At 68.7% G+C, this 18403-nt stretch carries 14 protein-coding genes; 5 read left to right on the forward strand and 9 right to left on the reverse strand.

The features are described from left to right. Window positions 1-80: 80 nt before the first annotated feature. Entirely contained in the window at window positions 81-1004 is a 924-nt protein-coding gene (locus tag AC56KL_RS03810; protein ID WP_497178953.1) for a LysR family transcriptional regulator, read from the reverse strand. Between the two features lie 113 nt (window positions 1005-1117). Between AC56KL_RS03810 and AC56KL_RS03815 the strand changes: the two genes are divergently transcribed. Together AC56KL_RS03815 and AC56KL_RS03820 are read left to right on the forward strand one after the other, a co-directional pair. Continuing rightward, a complete protein-coding gene (locus AC56KL_RS03815) occupies window positions 1118-1864 on the forward strand; it encodes a 3-oxoacyl-ACP reductase family protein (protein ID WP_497178803.1) in 747 nt (248 codons plus the stop codon). 35 nt (window positions 1865-1899) lie between these two features. Beyond that, window positions 1900-2499 carry an NADPH-dependent F420 reductase gene (locus AC56KL_RS03820; RefSeq protein ID WP_497178804.1) on the forward strand — a complete coding sequence of 200 codons (600 nt, stop codon included), beginning with the start codon at window positions 1900-1902 and terminating at the stop codon, window positions 2497-2499. Here AC56KL_RS03820 and AC56KL_RS03825 read toward each other — a convergent pair. The 8 genes from AC56KL_RS03825 to AC56KL_RS03860 form a co-directional block, all read right to left on the reverse strand. Further along, on the reverse strand, window positions 2496-5063 hold the full coding sequence (locus tag AC56KL_RS03825) for an excinuclease ABC subunit UvrA (RefSeq protein ID WP_497178954.1): 2568 nt from the start codon (window positions 5061-5063) through the stop codon (window positions 2496-2498). The genes AC56KL_RS03820 and AC56KL_RS03825 overlap by 4 nt on opposite strands. A gap of 34 nt (window positions 5064-5097) precedes the next feature. Continuing rightward, window positions 5098-6399: a glycosyltransferase gene (locus AC56KL_RS03830; protein WP_497178805.1), complete on the reverse strand. Its 1302-nt coding sequence runs from the start codon at window positions 6397-6399 to the stop codon at window positions 5098-5100. A gap of 18 nt (window positions 6400-6417) precedes the next feature. Next, window positions 6418-6954, reverse strand: a complete 537-nt coding sequence (locus AC56KL_RS03835) for a pyridoxamine 5'-phosphate oxidase family protein (RefSeq protein WP_497178806.1) — start codon at window positions 6952-6954, stop codon at window positions 6418-6420. Between the two features lie 114 nt (window positions 6955-7068). Continuing rightward, the gene (locus AC56KL_RS03840) at window positions 7069-7515 is read right to left on the reverse strand and encodes a MarR family winged helix-turn-helix transcriptional regulator (RefSeq protein WP_497178807.1); all 447 of its coding nucleotides are present in this window, start codon (window positions 7513-7515) and stop codon (window positions 7069-7071) included. Next, window positions 7502-8389 (reverse strand): alpha/beta hydrolase family protein, encoded by an 888-nt coding sequence (locus AC56KL_RS03845; RefSeq protein WP_497178808.1) that lies wholly within the window; start codon window positions 8387-8389, stop codon window positions 7502-7504. The genes AC56KL_RS03840 and AC56KL_RS03845 overlap by 14 nt, the downstream gene beginning before the upstream one ends. A gap of 84 nt (window positions 8390-8473) precedes the next feature. Beyond that, the gene (locus AC56KL_RS03850; protein WP_497178809.1) at window positions 8474-9541 is read right to left on the reverse strand and encodes an SDR family oxidoreductase; all 1068 of its coding nucleotides are present in this window, start codon (window positions 9539-9541) and stop codon (window positions 8474-8476) included. Between the two features lie 59 nt (window positions 9542-9600). Further along, window positions 9601-10068 (reverse strand): cyanophycin metabolism-associated DUF1854 family protein, encoded by a 468-nt coding sequence (locus tag AC56KL_RS03855; protein WP_497178810.1) that lies wholly within the window; start codon window positions 10066-10068, stop codon window positions 9601-9603. Window positions 10069-10083: 15 nt separating this feature from the next. Further along, window positions 10084-12375, reverse strand: coding sequence for a cyanophycin metabolism-associated ABC transporter (locus tag AC56KL_RS03860; RefSeq protein ID WP_497178811.1), 2292 nt, complete (start codon window positions 12373-12375; stop codon window positions 10084-10086). A 323-nt stretch (window positions 12376-12698) separates the two neighbouring features. Here AC56KL_RS03860 and AC56KL_RS03865 point away from each other — a divergent pair, with 323 nt between their 5' ends. The 3 genes from AC56KL_RS03865 (at window position 12699) to AC56KL_RS03875 (ending at window position 18392) form a co-directional block, all read left to right on the forward strand. Then, window positions 12699-14885 (forward strand): cyanophycin synthetase, encoded by a 2187-nt coding sequence (locus tag AC56KL_RS03865; protein WP_497178812.1) that lies wholly within the window; start codon window positions 12699-12701, stop codon window positions 14883-14885. 85 nt (window positions 14886-14970) lie between these two features. Further along, entirely contained in the window at window positions 14971-17541 is a 2571-nt protein-coding gene (gene cphA, locus AC56KL_RS03870; protein WP_497178813.1) for a cyanophycin synthetase, read from the forward strand. After that, entirely contained in the window at window positions 17541-18392 is an 852-nt protein-coding gene (locus tag AC56KL_RS03875) for a MaoC/PaaZ C-terminal domain-containing protein (protein WP_497178814.1), read from the forward strand. Before cphA ends, AC56KL_RS03875 begins: the two co-directional genes overlap by 1 nt. The last annotated feature ends 11 nt before the right edge of the window (window positions 18393-18403 follow it).

Consider the following 18403-nt stretch of genomic DNA (forward strand, 5'->3'; position numbering starts at 1 on the left):
GCATGACCTGTTTTTCCGGCACACAATTGGATTGCCGGCTTAGCACGACAATTGTCATTGAATCAATATGCTCGACCGGCTCAGGCGGCCCTGAAGCGTTCGGCCAGCCGCTGCTCCCGAAACCCGTCGAGTACATGATCGACGAACGCGCGGGTTTTCGACGGTAGCAGCTTCTGGCTGCTGAAGTAGAGGGAAATCTGGCCGGCGTCCTGGTGCCAGTCCGGCAGCACCCGCACCAGCTCCCCCTTGTCGAGCTGGCGCAGGACGTTCGGCAGCGCCATCAGGCCGATCCCCATGTGCATCAGGACGCCTTCCACCAGAGCATCCGGGTCGTCGACCGTCATGCGGACGCGCTGCTCGACCGGGAATTCGTCGCCAGCCCGGTTGCGCAGTATGCGCTGGCGTACGCGTCCTGTCACTGCCGAGCGCATCACGACGCCATCGAGGCCGGCCAGGTCGGCCGGCGTGGCCGGCGCGGGAATACCCCGGAGGAACTGCGGCGTGGCGACGGCGACGATGTGCACCCGCCCCAGCGCGCGCGCGACCACGCCCGGTGTCAGTTCGAAGCCGCCGCCCACGGCGACGTCGATGCCGTCGCGGACCAGGTCGACCTGGCGGTTGTCGAAGTACCAGTCGGGCTGCACCGCCGGATAGCGCGCCAGGAAGGCCGGCATCAGCGGCAGCAGGTAGTCGCGGCCGAAGCCGGGGCCGGCGCTGATCTTCAGCACCCCCGCCGCTTGCCCGGCATGGGTCGTGACTTGCGCAATGGCCGACTGGATGCTGTCGAGTCCGCCGGCAATCGCTTGCAGGAAGCGCTCTCCCGCCTCGGTCAGGGTGAGGCCGCGGGTGCTGCGCTGGAACAGGCGCACCCCCAGGTTGCGCTCGAGCTGGGCCACGTTGCGGCTGACGGCGGCCGGGGTCAGCCCCAGGCGGCGCGCGGCGGCGGAAAAGCTGGCCGATTCGGCACTGCGCACGAAGGATTCCAGGTTCGACAGGGTTTCCACATTATTACCTTCAAGCATTGGTTGAAACTGATTGTAGCCGTTTTCTACTACGCATATAAAGCTGCGACGACCATACTGGCTTCCATCAACCACCCACCACGAAAGGAAGCACCATGAACAAGCACCCCCTGGAAGGCAAGATCGCCATCGTCACCGGCGCCAGCCGCTCGATCGGCGCCGCCATCGCCAAGCGCCTTGCCCGCGACGGTGCCACCGTCGCCATCACCTACAACGCGTCGCCGGAAAAGGCGGAGGAAGTGGTCGCCGCCATCGAAGCGGCCGGCGGGCTCGCCCTCGCGCTGCAGGCCGATGCCGGCAACCCGGCCGCCGTGCGCGATGCCGTCGCCAGCGTCGCCGCCCGCTTCGGCCGGATCGACATCCTCGTCAACAACGCCGGTATCAGCGTGCTGGGCGCCCCGACCGAGATCGCCCTCGGCGATTTCGAGCGCATCCTCGCGGTCAACGTAACCGGCGTCTTCGTCGCCACCCAAGAGGCATTGCGCCACATGGGCGCGGGCGGCCGCATCATCAACATCGGCAGCTCCATGGTCCAGTACGCCGCTTTCCCGACCGCGTCGGCCTATACGCTCACCAAGGGCGCCGTTGCCGGCTTTACCCGCGGCCTGGTGCGCGACCTCGGCCCGCAAGGGATCACCGTCAACACGGTCCATCCCGGCCCGACCGACAGCGACATGAACCCGGCGGACGGCGCGGTGGCGGACTTCGTCAAGCCCGGCATCGCCCTCGGCCGCTACGGCCAGGGCAGCGACATCGCCGGCGCCGTCGCCTTCCTCGCCTCGAACGACGCCGCCTTCGTGACCGGCGCCGAGCTGCTGGTCGACGGCGGCTTTACCGCCTGAGCATGCCCACCCTTGCCAAACGAACGGAGAACAATATGAAGATCGGAATCATCGGCGCCGGCGCCATCGGTAGCGCCATCGCACGCGCACTTGCCCGGGCCGGCATCGACGCCCTCATCGCCAACAGCCGCGGACCGCAGTCGCTGGCCGCCCTCGAGCAGGAGCTCGGCCCGCACATCCGCGCCGTCGACGTGAAGGAAGCGGCGCGGGCGGACCTGGTCTTCGTGGCCGTGAACTGGTCGAAGCTGCCCGCGGCACTGGAGGGACTCGGTCCCTGGAACGGCCGGATCGTCGTCGACGCCAACAACCCGATCGAAGCGCCGGACTTCCGCCCGGTCGAGCTCGGCGCACGCAGCTCGAGCGAGGTCGTCGCCGGCCTGGCGCCGGGCGCGCGCGTGGTCAAGGGCTTCAACCACCTGCAGGCGGCCCTGCTGGCGGCCGATCCGGCCGCCGAAGGCGGACAGCGGGTGCTGTTCCTCGCGGGCGACGATGCCTCGGCCAAGGCGCAGGTGACGGGCCTGGCGCGGCAGCTGGGCTTCCTGTCCCTCGACCTGGGCGGGCTCGCCGCGGGCGGGCGCCTGACCCAGTTCCCGGGCGGCGCGCTCGCCGCCCTGAACCTCGTGAAGTTCGGCTAGCCGAGGTGGGCCGCCAGGTAGGGCGCGGTCCGGCTGGCCTTGCAGGCCGCCACCTCGGCCGGCGGACCGGCGCAGATGATCCTGCCGCCCTCGTTGCCGGCGCCGGGACCGACGTCGATCACCCAGTCGCAACCAGCCACCACCCGCATCGTGTGCTCGACCACGATCACCGTATTGCCGGCATCGACCAGGCGGTTCAGCTGCACCACCAGGCGGTCGGCATCGACCGGGTGCAGCCCGGTGGTCGGTTCGTCCAGCACGTACAGGGTGTTACCGCGCCCGGCGCGCTGCAGCTCGGTCGCCAGCTTGATGCGCTGCGCCTCGCCGCCCGACAGTTCGGTGGCCGGCTGGCCCAGGCGCAGGTAGTCCAGCCCGACCTCGGCCAGAACCGCCAGTGCGCGCTCGACCAGCGGCTCGCCCTCGAAGAAGGCGATCGCCTCGCCCACCGTCATGCCCAGTACCTCGGCGATGTTCTTGCCGCGATAGCAGACCTCGAGGGTCTTGGCGTTGTAGCGTGCACCCTCGCAGGTAGGACACGGTGCATACACGCTGGGCAGGAACAGCAGCTCGACCATGACGAAGCCTTCGCCGGCGCAGTGCTCGCAGCGTCCCTTGGCCACGTTGAAGGAAAAGCGGCCGGCGTCAAAGCGGCGCTTCTTCGCGTCCGGCGTGGCGGCGAACAGCTTGCGCACCCCGTCGAACAGGCCGGTATAGGTGGCCAGGTTCGAGCGCGGGGTGCGGCCGATCGGCTTCTGGTCGACCCGCACCATGCGCCGGATCCCTTCCATGCCGTCGACGATCCGGCCTTCGAGCGGCAGCGCGGCATCCTGCTCCAGGCCCGGATCGTCCGTGTCGGGCGTGTCGGCGTCAGGCGCGGCCTGGCCGAGCGCGGCGCCGACCAGCTCCACCAGCACCTGGCTCACCAGGCTCGACTTGCCCGAACCGGACACGCCGGTGACGGCGCTGAGCACGCCCAGCGGGAAGGCGGCGCCGATCCCGTCCAGGTTGTTGCGGCGCACGCCCTCCAGGCGCAGCCAGCCGCCAGGTGCGCGCGGGCTGCGTTGCGCCGGAGGCGCTTCGTTGAACAGGTAGCGCCGCGTCTGCGAATTCGCTACCTTTTTCAAGCCCTCGGGCACCCCGCTGTACAGCACCTGCCCGCCCTTCTCGCCGGCTGCCGGGCCGACGTCGACGATCCAGTCGGCGCGCCGGATCACGTCGAGCGCGTGCTCGACCACGAATAGCGAGTTGCCCGCTGCTTTCAACTGGGCCAGCGCATCGAGCAGCGCTTCGGTGTCGGCCGGGTGCAGGCCGGCCGAAGGCTCGTCCAGCACATACACCACACCGAACAGGTTCGAGCGCACCTGGGTCGCCAGGCGCAGGCGCTGCAGCTCGCCCGGCGACAAGGTCGGCGTGCTGCGCTCCAGCGCCAGGTAGCCCAAGCCCAGGTCGAGCAGCACGCCCAGGCGCGCGCACAGGTCCTGGGCGATGCGCTGGGTGACGATCATCTGTTCCGGATGTTCCTTCGCGCGCGTCCTGTCCCCCGCCGCCTTCCCCGCCGCAAACGGCGTGAGCAGTTCGGCCAGACGCGCCAGCGGCAGGCGCGACAGTTCCATGATGTCGATGCCGGCGAAGGTCACCGACAAGGCTTCCCGGCGCAGGCGCTTGCCGCGGCACATCGGGCATTCGGTGGACACCATGTAGCGCGCCACCCGCTTCTTCATCGAGGCGCTCTCGGTGTTGGCGAAGGTCTGCAGCACGTAGCGGCGCGCGCCGGTGAACGTGCCCTGGTAGCTGGGCGTGTCCTTGCGCTTCAGGGCCGCGCGGGTTTCCTTCGGCGTGAGGCCGGCATAGACCGGGACGGTCGGGGTCTCGTCGGTGAACAGGATCCAGTCGCGGTCCTTCTTCGGCAGTTCGCGCCACGGCGTGTCGACATCAATGCCCAGGGTGACCAGGATGTCGCGCAGGTTCTGGCCGTGCCAGGCCGGCGGCCAGGCGGCCACGGCGCGCTCGCGAATGGTGAGCGAGTCGTCCGGCACCAGCGACTGCTCCGTCACTTCGTACACCCGCCCCAGGCCCGAGCATTGCGGGCAGGCGCCTTCCGGCGTATTCGGCGAGAACGACTCGGCGTACAGCAGCTCCTGGCCGGGCGGATAATCGCCGGCGCGCGAATACAGCATGCGCAGGGAATTCGACAGCGTGCTGACGCTGCCCACCGAGGAACGCGCGGTGGGCGAGCCGCGCTGCTGCTGCAGGGCGACGGCCGGCGGCAGCCCGTCGATTTCGCCCACCTCGGGCACCGGCATCTGGTGGAACAGGCGGCGCGCATAGGGCGACACCGACTCCAGGTAGCGCCGCTGCGCCTCCGCGTACAGGGTGCCGAAGGCCAGCGAGGACTTGCCCGAACCGGACACGCCGGTGAACACGACCAGGGCGCCGCGCGGAATGTCGACGTCGACGTCCTTCAGGTTGTGTTCGCGGGCGCCGCGCACCCGGACGTAGCCTTCCCGCCCCTCGCCCGCATGGGGCGCGGCATGCTGCTTGTGGTCACGGTGCTTGTCGCGCATGAGGTCCTCGGCATCGTCGGCTGGATGCCGCATTTCACCCTGGCGGCGGGACATTGTCGGTGCGCTCCCCAACAGTGCAAGCGACAAGCAGGGCGAGCCGCGTGCACAGCGGGTCCAGGTCGGCCGGGCCGGCCAGGGCCGCCGCCTTGCGGCAGGCGGCGGCCACGTCCGGGTCGTCGACCACCGCGGCCAGGCGCTGCGCCAGCCGCCGCGGCGTCAAGCGGGCGGCACGCAGGCTGCTTCCCACGCCCAGCGCGCGCACCCGCGCCGCGTTGTCGAACTGGTCGTGCGCCAGCGGCACCACCAGCTGGGGCGCGCCCGCACGCAAGGCTTCGGCCGTGGTGCCGATGCCACCGTGGTGCACCAGTGCGGCCACGTGCGGCAGCAGCACGCGCAGCGGCACGTAGTCCTGCCACAGCACCGGCGACGGCAGCTGGCCAGGTAGCTGCTCGCGGTGCGGGGTCAACAGGATCGCCCGCAGGCCGCGCCGCGCGCAGGCATCGAGCGCACAGCGGAAATAGGTAGCCGCCTGGCGGTTGCCGGTGCCGGGCGTGAACACGACCGGCTTCGCTCCGCCTTCGATGAAGCGGGCGACCTCGGGCGACAGCTCGGCCTGCGGCGTGGGGTCGTACAGCGGAAAGCCGACCCGCAGCAGCGGCTGCGGCCAGTCCGGCTGGGTGGGCGCGAACCATTCGGGGAACAGCGTGACCGACAGGTCCGGCAGGTTCACGATGTAATCGACCAGGTCGCTTACTGGCGCCAGGCCCTGCGCGGCACGCGCGGCGTTCACGTCGGGCAAGGCCACCGGGTTGATCAGGGCGTCCGCCAGGCGCCGCCATAGCCAGCGGCGCGCGTCCATGGGCAGCCAGCGCGGCACCGGGTAGGGACCCAGCAGCAGCGGATCGTGCACGGTCGGCAGGTTGGACGGCGCCAGGTAGGCGGCCGCTACCTTCAGGCCGGGCCGGCGCGCCCGGCACAGGTCCGCTTCCGGCAGGGCCAGCGGGTGTACCAGCAGCACGATGCGCTCACCTGGCGGCAGCGCAGCCACGAAGTCCGGCACCTGCGCCATGGCCGGACGGGTCGCCTTCCAGACCACGGCCAGGCCGCGCGTCGGGTGCCACAGGTCGGGATGGTCGAGCACCGCGTCGTCCGCCGGCAGGCCGTGGAAAGGCAGGCCGGCCTGGGCGACGAAGGCTTCGTGCTGCACGGGCCCGAGCATCGTGACCCGGTGGCCGCTCAGTTGCCCCCATTCGCGCAGCGCCAGGGCCACCCGCATGAAGGGAAACAGGTCGCCGGCCGAGCCGATGGTGACGACAACAAAGTGGATTCCATCCATGGCAGGGCGCGGCCCTATTCAAAAAGTGAGCGTGCCCTCGATGGAGTCGTCGAGGGTCTTGCCGAGCACTGCCCCGACCATCACCTTGGCGCCGGCCACGGCGTCGCCGTGCTTGTTGTCCCAATAATAGCCCAGGCGCGGGACTACGCAAATCGCGGTCACGCGCGGGTCGTCCTCGCCTTCGGTGAACCAGGTCTTGAGCATGAAGTTCCACAGTTCATGGATGCGCTGGCGGTCGGTGACGATCTCGGCATGTCCCTCGAGTTCGAGGAAACCGGAATGCGCGCCCTGCTGGAAATACAGTGTCACGGCGGGATTCGCCGCGATCTCATGGTTCTTGTGGCTGTCGTTCGCGCTCAGGAACCACAGCCGGCCGGCGGCGTCCACTTCGCGCACGCTCATCGGGCGACCGCCCCGGCTCGGGGCCATGCTGCCCTGGGTGACGAAAAAGCAGCTGTCGGCGTCCCCGGCCATGTCCTTCAGGCGCTTGATGGCGTCCTGGCCGTCCAGGTCGAGCCGGTTGCGCTCGGGCTGGTTGCGGTTGATCGAATCCATGGCTTCTCCCGTGTGCAGTGGCGGATGGGGCGACTCTACCTGCGATGGGATTGCCGGTATGTGGGCGCGCGTACACAGGCCGCCGATCCGGCGCGACTGCGGTTCGGGACCGGGTCAATCCTGCGGCAGGCCGCGCTCCAGCGACGCCGCCTGCTCCAGCCAGCGTGCCACCGTCCGCAGTTCCTGCTGCGTGAAACCTTCGCTCAGGCGCGCATTGAGTTCCACCAGCACCTCGCCGGCCCGCGTACTGGCAGCCTCGCCTGCGGCCGTCATCTGCAGGCGCGTCAGGCGGGCGTCCGCGGCATCGGCGACGCGCTCGACCATGCCGGCGGCCTGCATGCGCTTGGACAGGTTGGTCACGGCCGCCGGCGCCACGCCCAGCTCGGCGGCGATCTCGCCGACGGCGGCCGGCTGGCCCGGGCGCGCGCGCAGCACGAACAGCAGGCCGACCTGGGCCGCGCTGATGCCCTCCCAGGCTTCCGGGCGCAGCTCGATCCAGCGCTGCAGGGCGCGTTGTGCACGGTTCAGGAGGTGCACGAAGCGCGGTCTAGACGGCGGCATGGCGCCCCCTTCCCTCCGGCAGGGCGTGGGCGTGCAGCCAGAGGGCCACCTGCGTCCACAGCACCGTCTCGCAGCGACGCCGGAAAAAGCCCATGTGCCCGATGGCAGGCACGCCGGCCGTGCGCGGGTCGACCTGGCGCCGTTCCACTTGCGCGTTGACGAAGTGCGACACGAGCATGTCCATCGCCAGCGGGTTGGCCCAGGGGTCGTCGTCGAAGCCCAGCACCAGCAAGGGAATGTCGACCCGCGCCATGCGGCGCGCGGCGTCCATGGCCGGGTCGTCGAAGAAGTAGCGCGGCAGCGCGGTCCAGCGCACCCATTGCAGCATCACGCCGCGCGGCAGGTCTTCGCCCAGCCCCAGCCGGCTGCCCGGCATGTAGCCGCACAGGGCGCACAGCAGCGGAGCCAGTACCCGCAGCACGAAGCGCACCCGCAGGCGCTCCAGGAATCCGCGCACCGTGCGGCTGGCGCCCGCGTGCGACGCCACCAGCACGGCCGCGCGCAGGTGCGCCGTCTCCGGCGACAGGCCGATCGCATGGCCGCCCACGCTGTGCCCGACGGCCAGCAGCGGCAGGCCGGGAAACCGGGCCACGGCCCAGCGCGTAACGGCGCCGACGTCCTTGCTCATCCATTCGGCCATCGTGACGTCAAATCCGCGCAGGCTGGGCGGGCGCGAGCGGCCGGTGCCGCGGTAGTCGTAGGTGAGGACGTTGAATCCGCGGCCAGCCAGCCAGGCGGCGAAGGCCTCGTAATAGGCCTGGGTGACGGCCGTGGCCGGGTGCAGCACGACGGTGGCGACGGCATTGTGGACTGTCCAGCAGCTGGCCTCCAGGCTGGCCGGGCCGACCGGAATCGACAGGTGTTCGGGCTTCATGGCGTAGCTGGGCGGCGCCCATATCGTTAACGTGTTAACGAATCTAGCACGGGCTCGCCGGCCGTGCAAGCGGCCCGGGCGGCATCAGGGGATCAGGCGCGCCGCGCGCAGCTGCGCGAACAGATCGAAAAAGGACTCGTCGGTGGCCTGGTAGGCGCTGAAACCCAGCTTGCGGCTGCGCGCCATGTCGGTCATGACTTCGATCGGCCGGCCGAGGTCGAGGTCGGTGTGCCAGGGCGAGGCCAGGCGGTCGAGCCCGGGCTCCACCAGTCCATGGCGCGCCGTGATGTCGCGCCAAAGCTCGCCGTCGTTCGCCATTTCCGCCTCCAGCGGCCGGATCTTGCCGTCGAAGCCGGCGGCTTCCACGCCGAACCAGTCGGCGATGCGGCCCCACAGCCAGCTCCAGCGGAACAGGTCGCCATTGACGATGTTGAAGGCTTCGTTGCGTGCGGCGTCGGTATCGGCCGCCCAGACCAGCTGCCTGGCCAGCATCCGCGCATCGGTGACGTCGGACAGGCCGTTCCACTGCGCGCCGGAGCCGGGAAACCGGAACGGGCGGCCGGTTTCCTTGCAGATGCTGGCGTACACGGCCAGGGTGGTGCCCAGGTTCATCGCATTGCCGACCGCCATGCCGACGATCGAGTGCGGACGGTGCACGGTCCAGGTGAAGCGGTCGCGCTCGGCGGCCGCATAGACCTCGTCTTCCTGGGCATAGTAGAAATTCTCGACGGGCAGGCGCGGCTGGCTCTCACGCAGCGGCGTGTCCGGCAAGGTGCCGGAGGCGGCGTAGGCCTCGAAGGGGCCGAGGTAGTGCTTCAGGCCCGTGACCAGGGCCACGTGGCGCAGCGTCTTCTTGCCCGACAAGGCCGAGAGCAGGTTGCGCACCATGGCCGCGTTGACGCGGATGTTCTCGGCCTCGGTGGCCTGGCGCATCCAGGTGGTGATGAAGACATGGGTGGGCGCGACGTCCGCCAGCGCGGCGGCCAGGCCGGCCTCGTCGAGCAGGTCGGCCGCGACCGGCCCTACCCCAGGAATGTCATTGCCGGGACGGCGCGCCAGTCCATGGACCTGCCAGCCGTCCGCCACCAGCGCGCGCGCCGTGTAACTGCCGCCGATCCCGCTGACGCCTACTACCAGTGCTGTGCGTTGCATGGCCGTCTCCTCTTCAAGTAGAAGGAAGACGGTAGCACGGATGCCCGGCGCGCCGCGCCTTACAGGAAGCGGTCGAGGATCCTGCGGCTGTGCTTGTCGATATGGAACATATCGCGCACCAGGAAGTTGATGGCGTGGTTGTCCGCGATCAGGAGCGAGGCTTCGCCGACGCGGCGGATGTCCTCGTCCACCTTGAGCACGAACTCGGTATCGCCGCGGTCCGTTTTCACGTACCAGGTGCAGGGCGTGGCGAAGCTCGACACCTCCCTGATGTGCAGGATCTCGGGAATGAATTCGCGGCCCTCGATCTCGGCCTGGATCATGTCGCGGATCTCCGTGGGCAGCTCGGCCAGGTCGTCGATCCAGGCCACTTCCTTGCCGCCCTCGCGCACCATGGAAATGCCCTTGTCCGGCGCCTGGATCGGAAACGCGCGCACGGGGATGACGCCGACGTGTTCCTCACCTTCGGCGGTGGTCAGGACCAGCCTGCCGAAGCTGTCGCGGCGCAGTTGAAAAGTACCGGTCATTTGATCGTCCTGAATTTATTCGACATCGTCGGGATCCTGGTCCACGTTGCGGGCCTGCGCTTCGTAGAGGCGCCGGTAGGCGCCCTCGCGCGCCATCAGCGCATCGTGGCTGCCCTCTTCCACCACCACGCCGCGGTCCAGCACTACAAGGCGGTCGGCCTTGTGCAAGGTGGACAGGCGGTGCGCGATGGCGATGGTGGTGCGGCCCTTCACCAGGTTGTCGAGCGCCTTCTGGATCTCTTTTTCCGTCTCCGAGTCCACCGAGGACGTCGCTTCGTCCAGGATCAGGATCGGCGGGTCGATCAGCAGTGCGCGCGCGATCGAGATGCGCTGGCGCTCGCCGCCCGACAGGCCCTGGCCGCGCTCGCCCACCATCGAGTCGTAGCCCTGCGGCAGGCGCAGGATGAACTCGTGGGCATGGGCCGCGCGCGCCGCCGCGATGATCTCTTCGCGCGTGGCGCCCGGCTTGCCGTAGGCGATGTTCTCCGCGATCGTGCCGAAGAACAGGAAAGGCTCCTGCAGCACCAGGCCGATATGGCGGCGGTAGTCGCTGACCGCGAAGGTGCGGATGTCCCGGCCGTCGAGCAGGATGGCGCCTTCGGCCACGTCGTAGAAGCGGCAGATCAGGTTGACCAGCGTGCTCTTGCCCGAGCCCGAGTGGCCGACCAGGCCGACCATCTCGCCGGCGCGGATGTTGAGCGAAATGCCGCGGTTGACGGCTCGGTTGCCGTAACGGAAACCGACTTCGCGCAGCTCGATGTTACCCGCCACCTTGTCGACCTTCACCGGATTGGCCGGGTCCGGCACGCTCGACACGTGGTCGAGGATGTCGAAGATGCGCTTGGCCGCCGAGGCCGACTTCTGGGTCACCGACACGATGCGGCTCATGGAATCGAGCTTCACGTAGAAGCGGCCGCTGTAGGCGATGAAGGCCGTCAGCGTGCCCACCGTGATGTCGCCGCGCGAGACCTGCCAGATGCCGAAGCACCAGATCACCAGCAGGCCGATCTCGGTCAGCAGCGACACGGTCGGCGAGAACAGCGACCAGACCTTGTTCAGCTTGTCGTTGACGGCCAGGTTGTGCCTGTTCGCTTCGCGGAAGCGCGCTGCTTCGCGCTTTTCCTGGGCGAAGGCCTTCACCACGCGAATGCCGGGAATGGTGTCGGCCAGTACGTTGGTGACCTCGCCCCAGACCCGGTCGATTTTCTCGAAACCGGTGCGCAGCTTGTCGCGCACCACGTGGATCATCCAGGCGATGAAGGGCAGCGGCACCAGCGTCACCAGCGCCAGCCAGGGATTCATGCTGAACAGGATCACGCCCGTCATGATGATCAGGAGGACATCCGACAGGAAGTCGAGCAGGTGCAGCGACAGGAACACGCTGATCCGGTCCGAGCCGCTGCCGATGCGCGACATCAGGTCGCCGGTGCGTTTCCCCCCGAAGTATTCGAGCGACAGGCGCAGCAGGTGTTCGTAGGTGGTCGAGCGCAGGTCGGCGCTGATCCGCTCGGACGCCAGGGCCAGCACGTAGGTCTTGCCCCATCCGAGCGCCCAGGCCAACAGCGCGGCCCCTAACAGGCCGCCCATATAGAGATAGACGAGCGACGTGTCGATGACCTGGCCGTTCTGGTACGGAATCAGGACATTGTCCATCAAGGGCTTGGTCAGATAGGGCGGAATCATGTGCGCCCCGGTCGAGCCGACCATCAACAGGAAGCCGAGCAGCAGCTGGCCCTTGTAGGGCCGGGCGAAGCGCCACAGGCGGAACAGGGTCCAGGTGGAAGGCGGCGTGTGCAGCACCTTGGCGCATACGGCGCACTCGGCGTCGTCGGCCTCGAGCGGTGCCTTGCAGCTCGGGCAGGTATGCTGCTCCGGCGGCGTCACGGGCACGCCGGACACGAAGCTTTTCGCCTGCTCGTTGAAATGGTCGACCACGCGGATGGCGCCCAGGTTCTGGCCGAGCGTGAAGCGCCAGGCGCCCAGCAAGGCGTGCGTATCGACCAGTTCCAGGTGGCCGACGCCGGCATGGTCGTGGTGGCGCAGGGACAGGCCGGGGCGGTAGCCCCAATCGCGCCAGCTGTCCTCGCCCGGCGCCTTGGCCAGCAGGCGGCGATCGGTAACCACCACCATGCCCTTCCTGAAACGTAATTTCGCGTCGAGGTCAACCTCGACGCCGGTTAAAACGTTTTCCCCTGGTGCAAGCTGTTTCGCAACGTCATTTTGCCAGTGTTCAGGCAAAGCTCCGCCAGCCGATGCTGCGGCGGAGACCGCCGGCGCCGACGGAATAGCAAGTTGTTGAGTTGTCATGGTTTGCGCCCGACTTCAGGCATTGGTTCTGGTGGAGGGTGCAAGATCGCGGCTCGGCAGGGCATGGGATTGCCGGATACCCGTTTTGCGTTAGGCGCTCAACAAAAGCGCTCCACAAACGGGTGTAACGTTTCTATGCATCCTTTGGATGACAGGAAATCCCCAACTGGCAGAAAACGTTTCGGCACGGTAAGCTTCCGGCCGGCAAGTATATATGATGTGCGCTAGGGAACACCGGCTTTCGGTACTGTAGCGGCAGGCAGGCAACCAAAGGTAACGCCGGTTGTGCGCGGGATGGTCGCAACCGACAAAGACATTTTTTCATGAACAAGAAGAACGATATCAAGTTCCTCCGCGTGACCCACCTGCGCGGCCCGAACATCTGGACCTACCGACCGGTGATCGAGGCCTGGCTCGACATCGGGGAGCTCGAAGACTTCCCCTCGAACACCCTGCCCGGCTTTGCCGGGCGCCTCACCGCCTGGCTGCCGGGCCTGGTCGAACACCATTGCGGCGTCGGGCACCGCGGCGGCTTCCTGGAACGCCTGCGCGACGGCACCTGGGCCGGCCATATCCTCGAACACGTCGTGCTCGAGCTGCAGAACATGGCCGGCATGAAGACCGGCTTCGGCAAGACCCGCTCCACCGGCCAGCACGGCATCTACAAGATGGCCTTCCGCACCCGCGACGAGATCGTTGGCCGCGCGGCCCTCGAGGCCGGCCACCGCTTGATGATGGCGGCCATTAACGACACCCCCTTCGACATGCCGGCCACGGTGCAGCAGCTCACCGGGCTGGTGGACCGCTGGTGCCTGGGCCCGTCCACCGCGCACATCGTCGACGCCGCCACCGAGCGCCGCATTCCGTCGATCCGCCTCACCGAAGGCAACCTGGTGCAGCTCGGCCACGGCGCCGCGCAGCGCCGCATCTGGACCGCCGAGACCGACCGCACCAGCGCCATCGGCGAAGGCATCGCCAGCGACAAGGACCTGACCAAGACCCTGCTCGCCTCCTGCGGCGTGCCGGTGCCGGAAGGCGCCCTGGTGCGCAGCGCCGGGCAAGCGTGGGAAGAAGCGCAGGACATCGGCCTGCCGGTGGTGGTCAAGCCGGTCGACGGCAACCACGGGCGCGGCGTGACCCTGAACCTGATGAGCGAGGCCGACGTGCTGGCCGCCTATGCGATCGCCGCGGAAGCCGGCGGCAGCAGCGCCGTGCTGGTCGAGCGCTTCATTCCGGGCAACGAACACCGCCTGCTGGTGGTCGGCCGCGAAGTGGTGGCCGCCGCCAGGGGTGAATCGCTATGGGTGACGGGCGACGGCAGCGCGAACGTGATCGAACTGTGCAACCGCCAGATCAATACCGACCCGCGCCGCGGCGAGAGCGAAGAGCACCCGCTCGGCCTGGTGAAGCCGCACGACAGCGAGATCATGCTGGACCTGAAACGCCAGGGCCTCACGCCCGAGTCGGTTCCCCAGCCTGGGCAGAAGGTGCTGATCCAGGTGAACGGCAACGTCGCCGACGACGTCACCGACCTGGTGCACCCGTCGGTCGCGCACGTGGCGGCGCTGGCGGCGCGCATCGTCGGCCTGGACGTGGCCGGCATCGACCTGGTATGCGAAGACATCTCGCGTCCGCTGGAGGAACAGCGCGGCGCGATCATCGAAGTCAATTCGAGCCCGGGCCTGCTGGCCCACATCAAGCCGGCCAGCGGCAAGCCGCGCAATGTCGGCAAGGCCATCGTGAACCACCTGTTCGCAGAAGGACAGGGCGAAAATATCGGACGCATCCCGGTGGTAGGCGTCACCGGCACCCTCGGCACCAGCCTGATCGCGCGCCTGGTGGGCTGCCTGGTCCACATCACCGGCAAGCACGTCGGCGTGGCCAACGGCGAAGGCCTGTACCTCGACGCGCGCCAGGTGAGCGCCAAGGATTCCACCGGTTTCGACGCCGGGCAGCGCCTCCTGATCAACCGCACCGTGCAGACCGCCGTGTTCGAATCGAACGCGCGCTCGATCCTGGCCGAGGGCCTGCCGTACGACCGCTGCACGGTCGGCATCGTCACCGACATGGAAGGCCTGGACGATGTGGCCGAATTCCACGTCCTGGACGAGGACGGCCTGCGCAACGTGATCCGCAGCCAGGTCGACGTGATCCTGCCGGAAGGCGCGGCCGTCCTGAACGCGGCCAACGAACGGGTGGCTGCGCTGGCGGAACTGTGCGACGGCCGCGTGATCTTCTACGCGCTCGACGAGAACAACCCGGTGGTGGCCAACCACCGCGCCCAGGGCGAGCGCGTGGTGTTCGTGCGCGACAATCGCATCGTGCTGGCCGAAGGCTTCGACCTGGAACACGTGCTGCTCGACCTGGCAAAGATCCCGCCGGCGACCGTGAAGCATCCGGACAGCGTGCTGGCGGCCGTGGCCGCGGCTTGGGCGCTGGGCGTGCCCTCCGACCTGATCTGCGGCGGCCTGCGGGCGTTCGACGCCACCCCGAAGAAGACGACTCATTGAATAAGAACGGCCCGGCCATGCCGCCGGGCCCTGCGCACCGCACCGGCCCCACGCCGGCGCCGCGCCCCGAAAGGACTGAAGGTTTATGGAAGTATCTCGCGTACGGGCCCTGCGTGGCCCCAACCTCTGGAGCCATCACACGTCGGTGGAGGCGATCGTCTCCTGCTCACCGGAGGAAGAATCGGTCCGTGAACTGGCCGGCTTCGAGACGCGCCTGCGCGCACGCTTCCCGCAGGTGGGCGAACTGCAGCCCTACGGCCACGACGACACCGTGCCGATGGCCCAGGTGCTCGAGCACGCGGCGCTGGCGCTGCAGGCCGAAGCCGGCTGCCCGGTCACCTTCAGCCGCACCACCGCCACCATCGAGCGCGGCATCTATCAGGTGGTGGTCGAGTACAGCGAGGAAGACGTCGGCCGCCTGGCCTTGTCCCTGGCCCAGGAACTGATCGAGGCCGCCCGCAACGACAGCCCGTTCGACCTGGCCGGCGCCCTGGCCCGCCTGCGCGAGCTGGACGAAGACGTGCGCCTCGGCCCGTCCACCGGCGCCATCGTGCAGGCGGCTGTCGCCCGTAACATTCCCTTCCGCCGCCTGACCGAGGGCAGCCTGGTGCAGTTCGGCTGGGGCAGCCGCCAGCGCCGCATCCAGGCTGCCGAAATCGACGCCACCGGCGCGATCGCCGAGACCATCGCCCAGGACAAGGAACTGACCAAGAAGCTGCTCGACGCCGCCGGCGTGCCGGTGCCGATGGGCCGCAGCGTGAGCGACCCGGAAGACGCCTGGGCCGCCGCGCTCGAGACCGGCCTGCCGGTCGTAATCAAGCCGAAGGACGGCAACCAGGGCAAGGGCGTGACGGTCAACGTCACGACCCGGGAACAACTCACGGCGGGCTTCCACGCGGCCTCGGAATTCCGCGACGACATCCTGGTAGAGCGCTACCTGCCGGGCCACGACTACCGCGTGCTCGTCATCGGCGACAAGCTGGTGGCTTGCGCCCGCCGCGATCCGCCCCAGGTGGTGGGCGACGGCGTGCACAGCGTGCGCGAGCTGGTCGAGCAGGTCAACAAGGACCCGCGCCGCGGCGACGGCCACGCCACGTCGCTGACCAAGATCCGCTTCGACGACATTGCCCTGGCCACGCTGGCCAATCACGGCCTGAATGCGGATTCGGTCCCTGGCAAGGGCCAGCGCGTTGTGCTGCGCAATAACGCCAACCTGTCCACCGGCGGCTCCGCCACCGACGTCACCGACGACGTCCATCCGGAAGTCGCGGAGCGCTGCATCGCCGCCGCCCACATGGTGGGTTTGGACATCTGCGGCGTCGACCTGGTGTGCGACAGCGTATTGAAACCCATCGAAGAGCAAAATGGCGGCATCGTCGAAGTCAACGCCGCCCCGGGCCTGCGCATGCACCTGTCGCCGTCCTTCGGCAGGAGCCGTCCGATCGGTGAAGCCATCATGGACACCCTGTTCGCGCCGGGCGACGACGGCCGCATTCCCGTGGTCGCCGTTACCGGCACCAACGGCAAGACCACCACCGTGCGCCTGATCGCCCACCTGATGACAAGCTCCGGCCTGCGCACCGGCATGACCAACACCGACGGCGTCTACATCGAAGGCCGCCGCATCGACAGCGGCGACTGCTCGGGCCCGCGCAGCGCGCGCAACGTGCTGCTGCACCCGGACGTCGACGCCGCCGTGTTCGAGACCGCGCGCGGCGGCCTGCTGCGCGAAGGCCTGGCCTTCGATCGCTGCCAGGTAGCGGTCGTGACCAACATCGGCGCGGGCGACCACCTCGGCCTGAACTACATCACCACGCTCGAAGACCTCGCGGTCCTGAAGCGCGTGATCGTGCAGAACGTGGCGGTCGGCGGCATGGCCGTGCTGAACGCGGCCGACCCGGTGGTGGCCGCGATGGCCGACGTAACCCGCGGCGACGTGACCTTCTTCGCGCTCGACGTCGGCAACGCCGTCATGAGCATGCACCGCGCCCAGGGCCGCCGCGTCGTCTTCGTCGAAGACGGCCACCTGGTGGCCGCCCAGGGCAAGCTGGAGCACCGCGTGCCGCTGGCGGAGGTGCCGATCACCAGGGGCGGCGCGGTCGGCTTCCAGGTCGAGAACGTCATGGCCTCGGTGGCCGCCGCCTGGGCCGTGGGCATCGACTGGGACAAGATCCGCCTTGGCCTGAAGACCTTCGTCGGCGAGAGCGACAATGCGCCGGGCCGCTTCAACGTGTTCGACTACCGCGGCGCCACCGTGATTGCCGACTACGGCCACAACCCGGACGCGATCGCCGCACTGGTCAACGCCGTGGACGCGATGCCGGGCAAACGCCGTTCGGTGGTGATCAGCGGCGCCGGCGACCGCCGCGACCAGGACATCTCCCAGCAAACCGAAATCCTCGGCAAGGCCTTCGACGACGTGCTGCTCTACCAGGACCAGTGCCAGCGCGGCCGGGCCGACGGTGAAGTGGTGGCGCTCCTGCGCAAAGGCCTGGCAGGCGCCACCCGCACCAGTCACGTCGAGGAGATCAACGGCGAGTTCGTCGCGATCGACCGCGCCCTGTCGCGCCTGGAAGCCGGCGACCTGTGCCTGATCCTGATCGACCAGGTGGACGAGGCGCTGGCGCACATCAAGCAGCGCGTCGCCGAGGGCTGATGCCTTCTTCTTCACCTACCCGTTTACCGGCGCTGCCGGGCATGGGTGTCGTCACGCTGCTGCGGGCATTGTTCAAGCGTCCGCGGCATCCCCTTCCTGCCACGCTGCCGGAACTCGTTACCGGGTACCGCCTCGACAGCCTCCCGCTGGACGACATTGCCCGTTACCGTACCGCGTTCGGTTTCGCGGGGGATCACATTCCGCTGACCTGGTGGTACCTGCTAGCGCAACGTGCGCACCTGGCGACGATGCTCGATCCGCGCTTTCCGTTCAGGATCGTCGGACTGGTCCATATGGAAAATGCGCTCGAGGCGCATGGCAAGCCGACGCCTGGGCAGCCGCTGCTGGTGCGCACCGTGCTACGCCTGCTCCCGCCCTCGTCCAGTGGCGCACTGCGCTGTGTGCTGGACACCACCGGGAGCGCCGACGGGACGCCAATATTCACCTGCATCAGCACGTATCTCATCCGGCGCGGCGCAGGCGGCGGTGCGAAACCGGCCGACGCGCGCCTTGAATTGTCCGGCGCACCGCTGGCGCAATGGACGCCCGATACCGCGGAGGGCCGCCACTACGCCCGACTGTCGGGTGATTGGAACCCCATCCACCTGACCGTCTGGACCGCCCGGCTGATGGGCATGCGCCGGCCGATCATCCACGGCATGCACACGCTGGCAAGCAGCTGCGCGGCGCTGGAAAACGGCAGCGGCGGCCGTGCCGTGCAGATCGCATGCCGCTTCCGCGCACCGGTGACGCTAGGCATCACGGCGACGCTCCGCGAAGCGCAGGCGGGGAAATTCGTCGTGGAAGCGCAAGGCAAGGCGGCGGTGACGGGGCACTGCAGGCTGGCCTAGGTATTGCGCGC

The sequence above is a fragment of the Telluria sp. ZB4P34 genome, from assembly GCF_059686055.1.